12 protein-coding genes are annotated in these 16,134 nt (G+C 65.5%); 5 read left to right on the top strand and 7 right to left on the bottom strand.

Annotated elements, in window-relative coordinates; genetic code table 11:
- Window positions 1-90: 90 nt before the first annotated feature.
- Complete coding sequence (locus KDJ86_RS18295) at window positions 91-2,196, bottom strand: CHASE2 domain-containing protein (protein ID WP_291749160.1); 2,106 nt, start codon at window positions 2,194-2,196, stop codon at window positions 91-93.
- Between the two features lie 154 nt (window positions 2,197-2,350).
- Here KDJ86_RS18295 and KDJ86_RS18290 point away from each other — a divergent pair, with 154 nt between their 5' ends.
- A complete protein-coding gene (locus tag KDJ86_RS18290) occupies window positions 2,351-3,595 on the top strand; it encodes an FAD-dependent oxidoreductase (protein ID WP_291749158.1) in 1,245 nt (414 codons plus the stop codon).
- 92 nt (window positions 3,596-3,687) lie between these two features.
- On the opposite strand, the gene KDJ86_RS18285 is transcribed toward KDJ86_RS18290, so the two are convergent.
- Together KDJ86_RS18285 and KDJ86_RS18280 are read right to left on the bottom strand one after the other, a co-directional pair.
- On the bottom strand, window positions 3,688-4,185 hold the full coding sequence (locus KDJ86_RS18285) for a cyclic nucleotide-binding domain-containing protein (protein ID WP_291749155.1): 498 nt from the start codon (window positions 4,183-4,185) through the stop codon (window positions 3,688-3,690).
- A 120-nt stretch (window positions 4,186-4,305) separates the two neighbouring features.
- Window positions 4,306-5,286, bottom strand: a complete 981-nt coding sequence (locus KDJ86_RS18280; protein WP_291749153.1) for a D-2-hydroxyacid dehydrogenase — start codon at window positions 5,284-5,286, stop codon at window positions 4,306-4,308.
- Window positions 5,287-5,393: 107 nt separating this feature from the next.
- Between KDJ86_RS18280 and KDJ86_RS18275 the strand changes: the two genes are divergently transcribed.
- Both KDJ86_RS18275 and KDJ86_RS18270 read left to right on the top strand, forming a co-directional pair.
- Window positions 5,394-6,233: a GNAT family N-acetyltransferase gene (locus tag KDJ86_RS18275; RefSeq protein WP_291749150.1), complete on the top strand. Its 840-nt coding sequence runs from the start codon at window positions 5,394-5,396 to the stop codon at window positions 6,231-6,233.
- A gap of 35 nt (window positions 6,234-6,268) precedes the next feature.
- On the top strand, window positions 6,269-6,778 hold the full coding sequence (locus KDJ86_RS18270; RefSeq protein ID WP_291749147.1) for an RpiB/LacA/LacB family sugar-phosphate isomerase: 510 nt from the start codon (window positions 6,269-6,271) through the stop codon (window positions 6,776-6,778).
- Here KDJ86_RS18270 and KDJ86_RS18265 read toward each other — a convergent pair.
- Complete coding sequence (locus KDJ86_RS18265; RefSeq protein ID WP_291749145.1) at window positions 6,775-7,758, bottom strand: aldo/keto reductase; 984 nt, start codon at window positions 7,756-7,758, stop codon at window positions 6,775-6,777. The genes KDJ86_RS18270 and KDJ86_RS18265 overlap by 4 nt on opposite strands.
- Window positions 7,759-7,829: 71 nt before the next feature.
- Window positions 7,830-10,628, bottom strand: coding sequence for an AsmA family protein (locus tag KDJ86_RS18260; protein ID WP_291749143.1), 2,799 nt, complete (start codon window positions 10,626-10,628; stop codon window positions 7,830-7,832).
- Between the two features lie 291 nt (window positions 10,629-10,919).
- Here KDJ86_RS18260 and KDJ86_RS18255 point away from each other — a divergent pair, with 291 nt between their 5' ends.
- Window positions 10,920-11,993 (top strand): glycosyltransferase family 4 protein, encoded by a 1,074-nt coding sequence (locus tag KDJ86_RS18255; RefSeq protein ID WP_291749140.1) that lies wholly within the window; start codon window positions 10,920-10,922, stop codon window positions 11,991-11,993.
- Between the two features lie 59 nt (window positions 11,994-12,052).
- On the top strand, window positions 12,053-14,260 hold the full coding sequence (locus KDJ86_RS18250; protein WP_291749139.1) for an amylo-alpha-1,6-glucosidase: 2,208 nt from the start codon (window positions 12,053-12,055) through the stop codon (window positions 14,258-14,260).
- A gap of 2 nt (window positions 14,261-14,262) precedes the next feature.
- Here the strand turns inward: KDJ86_RS18250 and KDJ86_RS18245 are convergent, their stop codons facing one another.
- Both KDJ86_RS18245 and KDJ86_RS18240 read right to left on the bottom strand, forming a co-directional pair.
- Window positions 14,263-15,555, bottom strand: a complete 1,293-nt coding sequence (locus tag KDJ86_RS18245; RefSeq protein WP_291749136.1) for a TRAP transporter large permease — start codon at window positions 15,553-15,555, stop codon at window positions 14,263-14,265.
- Between the two features lies 1 nt (window position 15,556).
- Complete coding sequence (locus KDJ86_RS18240) at window positions 15,557-16,036, bottom strand: TRAP transporter small permease (RefSeq protein ID WP_291749133.1); 480 nt, start codon at window positions 16,034-16,036, stop codon at window positions 15,557-15,559.
- Between the last annotated feature and the right edge of the window lie 98 nt (window positions 16,037-16,134).

Genomic DNA, 16,134 nt, shown 5'->3' with positions numbered 1-16,134 from the left:
CAGGAACCCCCAGATTCTCAGCCCCCGATACGCCGCCGGGATACGCTGCCAGCCCGCAGGCGGCTCCGATATGACGTCCGTCACACAACCCTACCCCAGCGTCGCATCCGCGCCATCCCATTCCATCGGCGGCGGGATCTCCCGACACGTTGCGATACGGCTGCGATAGAGACTGTAGAGCGTCAGCAGCCTTTCGATGCGGAAGGCGAGGCATTGCGTCAGCGCCGCCGCCGCCCCATCCCAGTCCCGGTCGCGGTAGCAGCCGATCATCGCCGCATGCACGGGCGCCAGGCGATCGAAGACCTGCTCCGCCTCTTCGATCGCCCCGGCAATCACGAAGATGCGGATCGGCCGGCTTCGTCCCCTGACCCGGATCAGGTCGAGCTCGAGCACCTGCGGTTCCCGCATCCGCGCAACCGTGGTTTCGTCGACCACGACGCCGGCGCCGTAGAACTCCGACAGCCGCTGCAGATGTTCGGCGAGGTCAACACTTTCGCCGAGCGCGAGATAGCCCGAGCGCTCACCCGCGCCGACACGGCCGACACAGCAGTTGCCCGTCGCAATGCCGATACCAACGGTTGCCCTGGCCGCCTCGCCGCGATCCAGGTGCCGTATCCCGGCCTGGATCGCCGCCGCTGCCCGACAGGCGTTGGTGGCATGCAACTCGTCGTCGAGCGGCGCGTTCCAGACGGCGATCAGCGAATCCCCCTTGCTCGACGACAACATGCCGTGGTTGCGATGGATCGCATCGGCCAGGGGCGCGTTGAACCAATTGACGAAGGAGACGAGGTCCTTGGCCTCGAAGTGTTCCGCGATCGCGCCGAAATGCCTGATCGCGCAATGCATCAGCGTCACTTCCCGCGTCTCGCCATCAAGCACCAGCCGATCCGGATGCCTGAGCACCGCGTCGACCATGGCCGGCGCCATCGAACCGCCGAAGGCCGCCCGGGCTTCGGCTCGCCGCATTTCCAGCCGGTGGTGAAGATACAGGGCGGTCAGCGCCGCGAGGACCCAGAGCGACAGGACCGGCCAGGTGGGATCGAAAACCAGACCGAAGTCGCGATAGGCGAACCAGCCGGCCGCGGCAATGCCGGCCACCACGACCAGCCCGGCAGCCACCGCGACGACCAGCTTCAGCCGCGGGAGAAGCCAGGCCAGCAGAAGACCGAACAGGATCACGACCCCGATCTCGATCGCGACGGCGTCGCCGAGCCGGGTCACCGTCCGCCCGGAGAGGATGTGTTCGATGGCTTCCGCCTGGAACTCGACCCTCGCGATCGACCGTTCCAGCGGCGTCGCCACGAAGTCGCCGACGCCGGCGGCCGTGAGGCCGATGGCGACGATCCGGCCCTCGATTGCCTCCGAAACATCGTCGCCCTCGAGGACTCGCCAGGCCGGGATATAGGCCTCGGGATTGGACGGCCGCAGATCCAGGCGCATGCCGCCATCGGGATCGGTGGGCATCGAGATGTCGCCCACCGTGATGCGGGACAGGCCCGGCGGCCGGGCAAGCGCCGGGAGGCCCTCGCCGTCCGAGGCCTCGAGCAGATAGGCATCCGAGCCCTGGGCAACGCGCAGGACCTCGAGGCCCAGCGCCGGCAGGATACGGGCGCCTACCCGCGACACGAGCGGCAGGCGATGGAGGAGGCCGTCCTGCTCCGACAAGGGTGCCGTCGCGCCGAGCCCGGTCGCCACCCCGTCGAGGACCGACCCGTTGGCCTCGACATTGGCGAAGGAGGGAATGAAGGGAAGGGCATCCGCACCGCTCACCGAGACCGTGGCCTTGAGATCGGGGACCGGATCGTCGGTCGGGAGGTTCGTGGGCGCGAGCGCCAGCACCACCGGCGCCGAGGCGACGGCCTCCGCGAAGACCGAACCGGTGTCGCCGCTGCTCGGAAAGAGAATGTCGAAGGCGACGACCGCGGGGCCCTGCGCCGTCACGTTGCGCAGCAGCTTCGCCATGACCTCATCCGGCCACGGCCACTGGCCGATCCGCTCCAGCGACTGGTCGTCGATCGCGACGATGCGGACCGGCGTATTGACGTTATAGGATGCGGGCTGAAGCCGCTGATAGGTGTCGAAGGCGATGGAACGGAGCGCCTGGAGGGAGAACGGGTCGGCGACCCGCAGCAGCACCGCGCCGGCCAGAACCGCCACGACGAGAAGCGGATATAACCACCCCGTCCGGATTTTCATCCACCAGCCCTGACATCATCCCGCCCCGGCATGCCGAAGGAGTATCGCGGCCGGGCGCCAGCGCTTCAACCGCTTTCGATGCGCGGCCGTCCGGGATAGGGATAGGTTCGCCGGGGCGGAATCCTATTCGATGCGGGAAACGGAGAGACCGGGAATGGCCACCATCAGCAAACTCGAAAGCGCCTGTATCGTCGCCGGCGGCGGCCCGGCTGGCGTGATGCTCGGCTTCCTGCTCGCCCGGGCCGGCGTCGACGTCATCGTCATGGAAAAGCACGCCGACTTCTTTCGCGATTTCCGTGGCGACACGATCCACCCCTCGACGCTGCAACTCATGCACGAGCTCGGGCTGCTCGATGCGTTTCTCAAGCTGCCGCATCAGGAGGCACATCACTTCGGCCTGAACCTCGGCGGGACGGTCATCGGCGCCGACTTCACCGAGCTGCCGACGGTCTGCAAATACATAGCGCTCATGCCGCAATGGGACTTCCTGAATTTCCTCGCCGGGCAGGGCAAACGCTACCCCGGCTTCCGCTTGCTGATGAGCACCGAGGTCACCGACCTCATCGAGGAAGACGATCGCGTCGTCGGCGTCCGTGCGACCGGACCGGATGGCGACGTGGAAGCCCGCGCGCCCCTTGTCGCCGGAACCGATGGCCGCCATTCGACCACGCGGGACCGCGCCGGCTTCGAGGTCGAGAGCCTCGGTGCGCCGATGGATGTTCTGTGGATGCGGCTTCCCCGCAAGCCGGAGGAGGCGGATGAGCCGGCGCTGATCGCGGCGGCCGGACGGATCCTCGTGCTGATCAACCGGGGCGACTATTGGCAATGCGCCTACCTGATCCCCAAGGGCGGCTATGACGAGCTGAAGACAAAGGGCCTCGCCGCGTTCCGCGGCGAGCTTGCCGCCATCGCGCCGTTTTCAAGCGACCGGATCGACACGCTCCAGGATTGGGATCAGATCAAGCTGCTGACGGTCGCCGTCGACCGCCTCCGCCAATGGTACCGGCCCGGTCTCCTGTGCATCGGCGACGCCGCCCATGCCATGTCGCCGATCGGCGGCGTCGGCGTCAATCTCGCCGTCCAGGACGCGGTGGCGACGGCCAATCTCCTCGCCGCCCCGCTCAAGGCCGGCACCGTGCAGCTCTCCGACCTCGAGGCGGTCCAGGAGCGGCGCGCTTTTCCGGCGCGGATGACGCAGCGTTTCCAGATTCTCGCCCAGGACAACATCATCCAGCAGGCCCTCGACAAGCAGGCTGATTTCCATCCGCCGCTCTTGGCGAGGATTGGCGGCCGTATCCCGACCGTCCAGCGCCTGATGGGACGCCTGATCGGCCTCGGCGTCAGGCCGGAGCACATCCACACGCCGGACATGCTGGCATCCGATACGCCGGCAAGATAACAAGCCGACGCGCCGCGCGGCCTGCTTTTCGAGTGCATCATCCGCGGCGCCTCGCCGGGTGCGGGCGTCTGGATGGCCGAAGACCTGAAAGGCTAGCGCCTGAGGAGGAAGCGCCGGATCCGTGCGCCGATCGCGTCGGCGCTGGCATCGGCCCCGGCGGCGATCCGGTCGAGCTCGGTCTGACGCTGGGCAAGCACGGCGCTGAACTTGTCGATCAGTTCCGGCGCCTGGCGGAACATCTCCTCGAACGTCACCTTGGTGATCTCGAGCGCCGTCACCTCGTCGCGGGCGACCGCGGTCGCGGTACGCCGCATGCCGGTCAGCAGCGACATCTCGCCGACGATCTCGCCAACCCCGAGCGTCGCCACGCCATGCTCGCCGCCCCGCTTGTCCTGGAGGGAGACGGTCACGTGACCATTGACGATCGCATACATCGCGTCCCCGAAGTCGCCTTCGGCAAGCACAACGGCACGCGGCGGATAGATGACCAGATGGCACTGGGCGGCGAGATGCGCGAGCTGGCGCGCATCGAGCGTCTCGCCGAATAATGGAATCTTGGCGAGTATTCCGCCCGGATTGAATGCTTCCATTACCATCCTCTAGCCCGTCCCGGTGCCGCCACGAACATCGCTCATGAAGAGATATACCGGCACGGCTTGCCGGCGCAAAGGCTCCATCTGCCGAGATCTCCGCCGAGAGGGCCGATTCGCCTATCCGTTGACGACGTTGCGCGGTTTTCCGGCCCAAAAGGTCTCGATATTGTCGATCGTCCGGTCGGCAAGCACCTGGCTCGCCTCGCGGCTTGCCCAGGCGACATGGGGCGTCAGGATGAAGTTCGGGAATTTGAGCAACGCCATCAGGGCGTGATCGGCGGGCGGCGGTTCCCGGCTCGCGACATCGAAGCCCGCCCCCGATATCCGGCCACTCTCCAGCGCGTCGCCAAGCGCGACTTCGTCGACCAGGCCGCCGCGCGCGGTGTTGATCAGGATCGGGTGCCGCTCCATCAGCGCGAATTCCGCCGCTCCGATCATGCCCTTCGTGCCTGCCGTCAGCGGAACGTGGAGCGTGATGATATCGCTGCGGCGAAGAACGTCGCCGAATGCCGCATGGCCGTCCCCGGCCCCCTCCCCCTTGCGGCCGGCGAAAAGCACATTCATCCGAAGCGCGCGGGCAATGTCGGCGACGGCCTGGCCGAGGGCGCCGCGGCCGATGATTCCGATCGTCGAACCCGCCAGATCGCCGATCGGGTGGTCGAAGAAACAGAATTGCGTGGCGGTCTGCCACCGGCCCCGGCGCACAGAATCATGATAGGCGAAGAGACTGCGCCGGAGGGCAAAGATCAGGGCAAAGACATGCTCCGGTACCGTGGTGCGCGCATAGTCGCGAACGTTGGAGACGACGATGCCGCGCGCCGAGCAGGTGTCGAGATCGACAATGTCGGTTCCGGTCGCCGCGACGGCGATCATGCGGAGTCTGGCGGCTGTGTCGATCGCACCGGCGCGAACCGGCACCTTGTTGGTGATGACGATGTCGGCACTGGCGATCCGCCCGCCGACCTCTTCCGGCGAGGTCTCCTCGAAGGAGACCATCCGGTGCGGGAAATCCGGAGCCCGCATCACCGTATCCGGCGGCAACGAGCCGCGATCGAGAAAGACGATAACCGCGGGCGGTCGTGAATCGTTCGTTTCCATGCGGCGAAGCTATCATCCGCGGCACGGCGGCCACAATTCACCGATCGTTCGCGGTATAGAATCGCTATGCTTCTGGCAGCGACGGCTCGACGAACCCGGAAGGATCGATGACCGGCCTCGAGATAAGACCAGCATCGCGCGATGACCTTGCGATCATGACCGACTGGGCGGCGGCCGAAGGCTGGAATCCCGGCCACCACGATGCCGACGCCTTCCATCCCGCCGACCCGGAGGGATTCCTCATCGGCTGGAAGAACGGCAAGCCGGTATCCTGCATCTCGGTCGTGGGCTACGACGACACATACGGCTTTCTCGGATTCTATATCGTCGACCCCGACCATCGCGGACAGGGCCATGGCCTGGCGACCTGGAACGCCGGGATGGCGCGACTCGGCGATCGCACGATCGGCCTCGACGGCGTCGTCGACCAGCAGGCGAATTACGCGAAATCCGGATTCGTGCTGGCGGAGCGCAACATCCGCTTCTCCGGCGTCCCGTCCGTCGGCGCGCCCGGCGACCATCCGATCGTCGTGCTGGACGGCATGTCGCCATCCCTGGCGGATTATGACGCGGCGATGATGCCCGCCCGCCGGGCGGATTTTCTCCGCCACTGGATCAATCCCGACCACCGGCACACGCTCGGCTATGTCAGGGACGGCCGGATCCGCGGATATGGCACGATCCGTCCCTGCCGCGAGGGCTACAAGATCGGCCCCCTCTTCGCCGATACGCCGGAGATCGCGGAAGCCCTCTTCAATCGCCTCGTCGCCACGTCGAACGGCGAGCCGGTATCGATCGACGTCCCGGAACCGAATACCGCCGGCGTCGCGCTTGCCACGCGCCACGGCCTGACGCCATCCTTCGAGACGGCGCGGATGTATCGCGGCACGCCGCCGTCCGTGCCACTGAACGACATCTACGGCATAACCAGCTTTGAACTCGGATGACGGGCAACGCGCCCGCAAGGGGAGGAAACGCCGGCATGACCAATGACGAAGCACGATCGCCGAACACGATCGCCGTTCCGAAGCGGGGCGCCGTCTGCCTCGCCAACGACCATGCCGGCTATCCGCTCAAGGCCTTCGTCGCCGATCTGCTCGCCGAATATTGCGACACGGTGATCGACGTCGGCGCCAATTCGCCCGAGCCGGTCGACTTCCCCGACGTCACCCGCAAGGCGGTGGCGATGCTCACCGACGGCACGGTCGAACGCGTCATCCTCGTCTGCGGCACCGGCGCCGGCGCCTGTATCGCCGCGAACAAGATCCCGGGCATCCGCGCCGCGGTCGCGCACGACACCTTCGTGGCGCGTCAGGCCGTCGAGCACGACAACGTCAACACGCTGTGCATCGGCGCCTGGATCATCGGACCGCAGATCGCGGCCGACGTCATCCGCACCTTCCTTGCGTCCGACTTCAGCACCGAGGAACATTTCCGCCGCCGGGTCGACAAGCTCGCCGAACTGGAAAGGCAGGCGGCCGCCGGCACCTAGCCCTCGTCGGGCTGCTCGTCGAGCCGGTCGGTCGCCGGAGGCGGCGTCCGTGACAGGGCGGAAATCTCTCGCCGCAGCTCCGGCGTCATGTCGACGTCGACCGAATCCAGCGACGGCACCAGCTGCTCGACGCTGCGCGCCCCGATGATCGGACAGGTGATCGCGGGATGCGCGCCGACCCAGGCGACCGCGAGACTGACCGGATGAAAGCCCCGCTCGCGGGCAAAATTCGCGAACGAGCCTGCGACGTCGCGCGTCCAGTCTTCCCGGTAGCGGCTCTTGTACATGGGGTCGGTGACGAGCCGGCTTCCGGAAGCGTCCCCATCGGCGCTTGTATATTTGCCGGTCAGGAGACCGCCGCCGAGCGGGCTATACGGCATGACCGCAAGCTTCTCCGCCAGGGCCAGTGGTAGGATCTCGGCCTCCGCCTGGCGCTTGACGAGGTTGTACATCGGCTGGAGGACGTCGAAGCGCGGCCAGCCCCGGCGCTCCGAGATGCCGAGCCCCTTGGCGACCTGCCAGGCAGCGTAGTTGCTGGCGCCGAGGTAGAGCACCTTGCCGTCGCGGAAGAGCTTCTCGAGCGCCCGCAAGGTCTCCTCGAGCGGCACCCTCGCGTCCCATTGATGCATGAAGAGAATATCGAGGCGGTCGGTACCCAGCCGCTTGAGACTCGCCTCCACCGCGGTCGCGATATGCCGGCGATTGGCGCCGCCGCCGTTGATGTCGTCGCTCATCGGGTTGAAGCATTTCGAGGAGATGATCAGGTTGTCCCGCTCTCCCGCGATCAGCCGGCCGAGTATCTCCTCTGAACGCCCCATCGAATAGGCATCCGCGGTGTCGAAGAAATTGATGCCGCGATTCCGGCACGCCGCGTAGAGCCGGCCGGACTCGGCTTCGTCGGCGTCGCCGCCGAATGACATGGTGCCGAAGCACAGTTGCGAGACCTGGACGCCGGTGCTGCCGAATGGCCTGTAGTCCATCTGTCGTCTTCTTCCCTGTTTGCCGGCATCACCCGCAACACCGTCGCCGTCGGTGGCGACCGCGAAGATGGTCAGCGCCGCTTGAAGATTGAAAAAGGCTTCTTGGCCGGAGTTTCCGCCCGGTTGTTGCCGCTGCGCGAACTCAGGCCAGGCAGGGGACCGCCCGGCCTGTAGTCGTCAAACTTCCGCTTGGCGCCGAACAGCCCGAAGCGCTTCTCGCTGCCGTCGACTTCGAGAATACCCGAAAGATTCCCGTAGCGGGCATAGAACATCGCCTGCCTGACACCCGGGCCGAAGATGCCCTTGACGCCGACCTCGACCGGCTCGGCCTTCGCCATGGCATAGGGGATCACGATCTCCTTCGGCTCGACCTTGATCGTGGCGTCGCCCCGGATGTTCTTCAGGCTCAGGATCCGGTCGAGCCACTTCTGCTCCTTGCGATGCGAATCGAAGAAGCTTGCCAGCGGGCGGGCATCGGCCATCTGGAAGGTGCCGGTCATGTCGAGGTTCATCGGCTTCCTCCAGACCACCTTGCCCTTGCCGATATCGACCCGTCCGCTCCAGTCGTTGGTCGCCAGCCCGCCGACGACGCGGACGGCGCTGAGGGCAAGCGAAGAACCGCTGATAATGAAGGTCTTGTCCTTGGCCGAGCCACCGCCGATCGGCACGTCGAGCGCGATGACGCCCGAGATGCGGTCGCCCCCGACATCCGCCTCGACCCGCGAGGTCTTCATCTTGACGAATCCGGTGGCGCTCTCCTCGCTCATGTCGAGCTTCGCCGAAAGGTCGGCGGTGCCGCCGAGAATCCGCACCGGGGAGCTCTTCGGCAGGTAGGCGTTATAGGCGGCCATATCGGTGATCCTGGCCGACGGGACATTCATCTCGACGGACTTGACCGATCCGCCGTCCTTCAGCGAGACGCCCTTGGCGGTGGCGACGACCGCGAGCGTCATGTCGTCGACCACCGCGGCCTTTTCGTCCTGCAGCCGGAACGACGCCTTGGAGAGATTGGCGTCGAGCCGCATATCGGGATCCTCGCCGCCCTTCTCGACGACGATGTCGAAGCCGCCGTCGCCGGTCGCCACATAGTCGAGGATCTCGACACGGAAATCCGTGGTCGGCATCTTCACCGACGATCCCTCGACGAGGAATCCAGACTGGACCTTCACGTCCGCCGAGACCTCGGCCGAATTGTAGATCGCCAGCGAATAGGGGTTCTTGAAGAACTGATTGACCCAGTTGAGGTCGGAGACCGACAGGGTTGCCTTGAGCTCGCCGTCGACGCTCGCCAGCATCGCCTTGAGGTCCCGGTCGTGGAAGAGGCTCCAGAAGCCGACAAAGCCCTCGCCGGCGTCGGATTGGTCGGGCAGATCGAAGCGCGCCACGCCCTCGATGATCGCGAGATGGGTCTGCCAGGGGGCGGAATCCTTGCTCTCCTTGACCTTGATCCGGGAATCGTCGAGGTCGAGGTGGCTGCCGGTGATATCGACCCTGGCAATCTGGTCATCGGTCTCGCCCTTGGCCTTGATGACGAAATCGAGGCCGGTCTCGAAGGAATCCTCCCGGAGCTTCACCTCGGCGTCCTCCGAATGGAGCGTCAGGTCGAAATCCAGGCTTGCCGCGGCGAACTCGGCATGGCCATCGAGGGAGCCGCTGCCGCCGAGCACCTGCGCGTGCCACTTGTCCGGGACATAGCGCTGATAGACGCTGATGTCGGGGACCGAGACCTTGGGAATGGTCATGGCGACCCGGCGCGGCACCTTCTCCTTGATGGCGCCGGGCAGCAGCCGCGTGGTGCGATCGACCTCGATGGCGAGATCGGTTCCGGTGAAAAGCGTTTCATTCTCCGGCTGCCGGTAGGCACTGAGCTTGCTGAAACGGAAATTGGCATTGAGCGTATCGGCGGTTGCTTCGTCGACCTTCGCCGTGACGGTGCCGTCGCCGTCGACCGAGTAAGGCGCGAGATCGACCTTCACCTGCCCGGCGGCGATCTCCACGTCGGTACCCGGCCTGAGGTCGCCTTTGGAGAAGGCGACATGGCCCTTGACGCCCCCCTTGCCGCCGAGATTGAGGCCGCTGACCCTCTTGAGGAGAATGTCGAGGAAGGCGAGGTCGTCGACCGGCAGGTCGATATCGGCATCGAGCGACAGGAAGGCGAGCAACTTGAAGCCGCGGTTGTCCTGCGGCAGGTAGCTGGCGACGTTGAAGGTGCCCTTGATCGACCCGGTCTCGGTGACTGTCCTGCCGGCGATGGTCAGAGTCTTGATGGCGACATCGGCCGAGCCGTCATTAACCTCGAGGGGACCGTTGAGATTCTGCTTGGCGACCGAGGCGGTCGCCTCACCGGCGAGCGTCATCCGCACCGGACCGAGCCAGACGTCGTTGTTGTCGCCGTCAATGCGGGCGAGATCGTAGACCAGCTTCCAGCCGGGCGTCTGGGACGGTACGGGTTCCGCCGGAGAATTCGGATCGCGCCCCTCGATGGTCGGATAGAAGGGGCGGAGCGCCGTGTCGTCGAGGTCCGGGTTCGGTCGCGGGCGGAAGCGAAGCGAGACGTCGGCCGAGACCACGTCGTAGAGATGGATCGTCTTGGCGAAGAGCGGCAGGATGCCGAAGGACAGGGAAGCCGACGGCGCCGACAGCTCGAACTGCTGGGCCCAGGACTGTCCGTTGAGGACGAGGCCGGTGGCATGGACACGGAACGGAATCCAGCTCCACGCGCGCTCCCAGTGATAGGTGATGCGCTCGGGACGCATCTGGTTGAGATAGGCCTGGGTCGCCGGCAGGTTGAGGACCACGTTGATCGCGGCGAGATACACAACCTCGACGACCGCCAGAATCACGACAATGCGGATAAGCCACCGTTTCATCCGGCAATCACCTGACCACAAACCACTGGATCGGGGTTGATGTCACGGACATGCCGCCGTTGGCAAGTTCACCATCGCTCACGCTTCATCCCGATCCGCATCCGGACGGCCGGACGCCCGGACGCCCGTGACCCAGAGGAGGACACTCCGGGACGGCGCAGTCTCGCCATATTGAGGAGGATCAATGATATCGATGGCGACATCGTGGTCCATTTGACGCCAGTCGAAATCACTCCTGGCAGGATTTCCTTTCACGTCCTCACGCTCGGGCCGCAGGATGGCCTGGAAACGATGCGGATAGCCCAGATAGCGCCTCTGTTCGAAAGCGTCCCGCCGAAGCTCTACGGGGGGACGGAGCGGATCGTCTCCTACCTCACCGAGGAGCTGGTGCGGCTCGGCCACGACATCGTCCTCTTCGCGAGTGGCGATTCGGAAACCATGGCCGAGCTTGTCTCCTGCAGCCCGGCCGCCCTTCGCCTCGATCCCGAGGTCGAGGACCCGATTCCCCATTACATGGTCATGCTCGAGCGGGTTCGCCGCCGTGCCGCCGGGTTCGATATCCTGCATTTCCATATCGACAATCTGCATTATCCACTCGTTCGCGCCATGGCCCGCCCCTCGGTGACGACCATGCACGGGCGGATGGACCTGCCGGACTATCCGCCGCTCTTCGCCGAATTCGACGAGATGCCCCTGGTCTCGATATCGGACGGGCAGCGACGGGGCGTCGACGCGAACTGGGTAGCGACGGTCCATCACGGCATCCCGAAGTCGCTTTACCGGCTCGGCTCCGGTGACGGCGGCTACCTCGCCTTCCTCGGCCGGATATCGCCCGAGAAAGGTGTCGACCGGGCGATCGAGATCGCGAAACAGGCCGGCATTCCGCTGAAGATCGCGGCAAAGATCGGCGTCGGGGATCGACCTTATTTCGAAACCACCATCGCGCCGCTGCTCGACCAGCCGCATGTCGACTTCATCGGGGAAATCGGCGAGGACCGGAAGCAGGACTTCCTCGGCCGGGCGGCCGCGATGCTCTTCCCGATCGACTGGCCAGAGCCCTTCGGCCTCGTCATGATCGAATCGATGGCCTGCGGCACACCGGTTATCGGCTGGCCCTGCGGATCGGTTCCCGAGGTGATCGACGACGGGATCACCGGCTTCATCGTCGACGATATCGAATCCGCCGTCGATGCCGTTGCCATGACCGCTTCGCTCGATCGACACCTGGTGCGGCGGCGCTTTGAGAAGCGATTCACCGCGGCGCGGATGGCGACCGACTATCTCAAGGTCTACGAGGCATTGACCGAGGAGCGTGGTGGCGGAAAGCTACCCGCCCAGGCATTGCTGTCGTTGCATGCGGCATAGCCAAGGACAACGGGAATCGGGCTGCCGCCACCCGCGGCGGAGATGAAAGCCATGGTCGGATGACGCAACCGGTAGCCGGCGATCCCGCGGAAGAGTGGGCCGACAGCGAGGTGGAGCCGGCACTTCAGTTTTACATTCCCGCGACGTCCTCGATCCAGGAAAGGCGGCCGAGGACGCTGAAACATGGCGATACCTTCGGCGTTTTCGACCACTACGGCAACATTCTCTCCGCCAATGGCAGTCCGGAGGGACTGTTCCATCGCGATACCCGCTATCTCTCCGAACTGCGCCTCGTCATCAATGGTCGCCGGCCGCTGCTCCTCAGTTCGACGGTCCTCGACAACAATGCGTTGATGACCGCCGACCTCACCAACCCGGATTTCTTCGACGGCAACACGCTTGTCCTGCCGAAGGACACGATCCACATCATCCGCTCCAAATTCCTCTGGAACGCCGGCTGTCACGAACGGCTTGGCGTCCACAATTTCGGCGGCAATACCCAGCGCCTGCGCCTTGCGCTTCTCTTCGCCGCCGATTTCGCCGACATCTTCGAGATTCGCGGCCATGAGCGGCAGGCACGCGGCAGCACCGATGTCGAGGTCGGGCCGGACCGGGTGGTCTTCGGATATCTCGGCCTCGACCGCGTTGCCCGGCACACCTCGATGCGCTTCGACCCGGCGCCGTCGCGGATCGATGCCCGGCACGTCGTCTTCGACCTCGAACTGCGGCCCGGCGAACGGACGTCCGTCTTCAGCCTCGTCTATTGCGAGGAGGGTGAGGTCCGCGAGGATCCGCGAACCCGCTGGTTCTCGGGATCGATGCGCGAGGCGCGCCGGGCGCTTCGCGCAGCGATGGGTCGCGGAGCCTCGATCGAGACATCGAACGAGGTCTTCAACGAGGTCCTCGGCCGGTCGGTCGCCGACCTGCATATGCTGGTCACCGACACCGGATACGGCCCCTACCCCTATGCCGGCATTCCGTGGTTCAGCACGGCATTCGGCCGCGACGCCATCATCACCGCAATGGAGATGCTGTGGATCGACCCCGCCATGGCCAGGGGCGTCCTGGATTATCTGGCGGCGACCCAGGCGACCGAAACCGACCCCGCTGCCGAAGCCGAGCCGGGAAAGATCCTCCACGAAGCCCGTTTCGGCGAGATGGCCGGTCTCGGCGAGGTTCCGTTCGCACGCTATTACGGATCGGTCGACAGCACGCCGCTCTTCGTCCTCCTCGCCGGCCTCTATTTCGAGCGAACCGGCGACCTGGACACGGCCGCGAGGCTATGGCCGCATATCGAAGCCGCCCTCGCCTGGATCAAGGCCAATGCCCGGGGCGGCAGGAGCGGCTTCACGGTCTATCACCGCGACGACAGCAAGGGGCTGGCCAACCAGGGCTGGAAGGATTCCGCCGATTCCACCTACCACGCGGACGGCATCGACGCGGCCGGCGCGATCGCCCTTTGTGAGGTGCAGGGATATGTCTACGCGGCCAGGCGCCAAGCCGCGAATATCGCCGCCGCCCTTGGGCATGGCCAGCGCGCCAGGGAACTGCTTCGCGATGCCAAGCGCCTCAAGGCGCGGTTCGAAACCGCCTTCTGGTGCGAGGATATCGGCACCTATGCGATGGCGATCGACGGTACGGGCCGGCCATGCGCCATACGCTCTTCCAACGCCGGCCAGTTGCTCTTCACCGGAATCGTCGAGGAGGAGCGGGCCGGCCAGGTTGCCGACCAGTTGATGAGCCAGACCTTCTTCTCGGGATGGGGCATCCGGACGATCGCCGATTCCGAGGCCCGCCACAACCCGATGTCCTATCACAACGGATCGGTCTGGCCCCATGACAACGCGCTGATCGGATTCGGCCTTGCGCGGCACGGCTTCAAGGACCACCTGTCGCGGCTCTTCGCCGGGATGTTCGACGCGGCGACCTATATGGACCTCCGCCGTCTCCCTGAGCTTTTCTGCGGTTTCAGGCGGGTGGCCGGCAAGGGGCCGACATTCTATCCGGTGGCCTGCGCGCCGCAGGCCTGGGCCAGCGCCACGCCCTTCGCTCTCCTGCAGGCAAGCCTCGGGATCGAGATCGACTGCATCGAAAACACCGTGCATTTCCGCCAGCCCCGGCTGCCGCCCTTCATCGACGAGGTGAATATCAGGTCGCTGGCTGTCGGCGGCAGCCGGCTCGACATCCTGCTGCGGCGCTATGGCACCGACGTATCGGTCAACGTCCTGAACCGCGATGGCGATGCGCGGGTCGACGTCACCCTCTAGGTCTAGCCCGCATATCCGGCCGATCGCGGGATGAAGAGGACGATATCCGGGAACAGCACGATGACCAGCAGGGCAATGACGAGGGTCAGGATGAAGGCCCAGGATTCCCTGATCAGCTCGGCCAGCGGAATCCGCGACACGCCGCTGATCAGGAACAGCAACTCGCCATAAGGCGGTGTGATCAAACCGATCATCATGTCGATCACGACAACGACGCCGAAATGCACCGGATCGACATCGAGCGCGCGAACCGACGGCATCAGGATCGGCACCATGACCAGGAGCATCAGCAACGTGTCGAGCACCGCGCCGAGGATCAGGAACAGGACCGAGACCAGAAGCAGGAAGGCGACCGGAGTGAGCCCGAGCCCGATGATCCAGTTGCCGAGTTCATCGGGTATCCGCTCGCTCGCCACGACGTAGTTGATGAACAGCGCGCCGATGACGGTGATCGCGACGATCGCCGTCGCCCGCGCCGAGCCGAGCAGCGAGGCGTAGAGCGACCGCGGGTTCATCTCGCGATAGACGAAGGCAAGCAGCAGCGCATAGGCTGCCGCAACCGCCGCGGCTTCGGTCGGTGTCACGGCTCCGGAATAGATCCCACCGAGCAGGATTGCCGGGAGCATCAGCGCCGGGATCGCCCGGAAGGTCGTGCGCCGGACCATGTTGAGAGGGACCGGATCCTCGACCGGGAAGCCGCGCCGCCGCGAGACGATGAAGACCTGGATCGAAAGGGCGAGGCCCATGAGCAAGCCCGGCAGCACGCCGCCGAGAAACAGCGCTCCGATCGAGGTCCCGGAGATGGCGCCGTAGATCACCATCGGGATCGATGGCGGGATGATCGGCCCGATCGTCGCCGAGGCGGCGGTCAGGGCGCCGGCGAAACCGCGCGGATAGCGGTTGTTCCGCGTCATCATGTCGATCATCAGCTTGCCGGGCCCGGCCGCGTCGGCGAGTGCGCTGCCGCTCATCCCGGCAAAGATGATGCTGACCGCGATGTTCACATAGGCGAGCCCGCCGCGCAGTCGGCCGACGACGAGCATCACGAACTGGAGCAGCCGGTCGGAGATGTTGCTCGCCGTCATCACCTCCGCCGCGAAGATGAAGAGCGGCACGGCCAGCAGGATGAACGACTTGAACAGGCCATGGACGCCCTGGGCGGCGACGAGGCCGAGGTCGCCGCCGACGAGCAGCAGATAGACCAGTCCCGAGGCGATCATGGAGAAGCCGATCGGGACGCCGATGCCGCAGGCGCCGAGGAACAGCGCGAACATGATCACCGCGGCGAGGCTCATGTCAGGGCTGCTTCTCCCAACCCGGCCGGGTCAGCCGGTAGATTCGCACCACCCCGTTCAGGATGACGAGCACCATGAAGACCCCGAAGGCGATGAAGACCACGCTCATCGGCAGGCGCAGCGTCGGTGTCTTCTGCCGGAAGGTGAAGAGGATGTAGTCGATGTTGCCCGGCAGCGTCGCCAGGAAGACCAGCGTGACGAATCCGGTGCCGATGATCGCGAACATCCGGCGGGTCGGTGCCCGCACCGAGGCATAGATGAGACTGAAGGATACGTGCTCTCGCTCGGAGACGAGCGTCGCCGCGCCGACGCAGACGATCCAGACATAGAGTATCTCGGAGACTTCCTGTGTCCAGGAAAGCGGATGGTTCAGGATGTAGCGATAGAAGATCTGAACCATGAAGATGATGAACAGCGCCGCGAAGGCGAGAACGCTCAGGACTTCGATGCCGTTCGAGAAAAAGCGTGTCGCGCGCTGCAAGACCGAACTCCGGGGCGGGAACGTGGCCCGGCGGATATCCGCCCGGCCGCGCTCGCGCGGGAGAAAGGGCCCGGACCTTCCGTCCGGGCCGGAAAAAA

The sequence above is a fragment of the Bauldia sp. genome, from assembly GCF_020442045.1.
GTDB lineage: Bacteria > Pseudomonadota > Alphaproteobacteria > Rhizobiales > Kaistiaceae > Bauldia.
This window is presented reverse-complemented; position numbering and strand designations above follow the sequence as displayed.

Coding starts and splice junctions, on each gene's coding strand:
- KDJ86_RS18280 (WP_291749153.1), bottom strand. CDS start 5,286: ATGGAAACGAACGATTCACGACCGCCCGCGGTTATCGTCTTTCTCGAT.
- KDJ86_RS18275 (WP_291749150.1), top strand. CDS start 5,394: ATGACCGGCCTCGAGATAAGACCAGCATCGCGCGATGACCTTGCGATC.
- KDJ86_RS18245 (WP_291749136.1), bottom strand. CDS start 15,555: ATGAGCCTCGCCGCGGTGATCATGTTCGCGCTGTTCCTCGGCGCCTGC.
- KDJ86_RS18270 (WP_291749147.1), top strand. CDS start 6,269: ATGACCAATGACGAAGCACGATCGCCGAACACGATCGCCGTTCCGAAG.
- KDJ86_RS18290 (WP_291749158.1), top strand. CDS start 2,351: ATGGCCACCATCAGCAAACTCGAAAGCGCCTGTATCGTCGCCGGCGGC.
- KDJ86_RS18295 (WP_291749160.1), bottom strand. CDS start 2,196: ATGAAAATCCGGACGGGGTGGTTATATCCGCTTCTCGTCGTGGCGGTT.
- KDJ86_RS18250 (WP_291749139.1), top strand. CDS start 12,053: ATGACGCAACCGGTAGCCGGCGATCCCGCGGAAGAGTGGGCCGACAGC.
- KDJ86_RS18260 (WP_291749143.1), bottom strand. CDS start 10,628: ATGAAACGGTGGCTTATCCGCATTGTCGTGATTCTGGCGGTCGTCGAG.
- KDJ86_RS18285 (WP_291749155.1), bottom strand. CDS start 4,185: ATGGAAGCATTCAATCCGGGCGGAATACTCGCCAAGATTCCATTATTC.
- KDJ86_RS18265 (WP_291749145.1), bottom strand. CDS start 7,758: ATGGACTACAGGCCATTCGGCAGCACCGGCGTCCAGGTCTCGCAACTG.
- KDJ86_RS18255 (WP_291749140.1), top strand. CDS start 10,920: ATGCGGATAGCCCAGATAGCGCCTCTGTTCGAAAGCGTCCCGCCGAAG.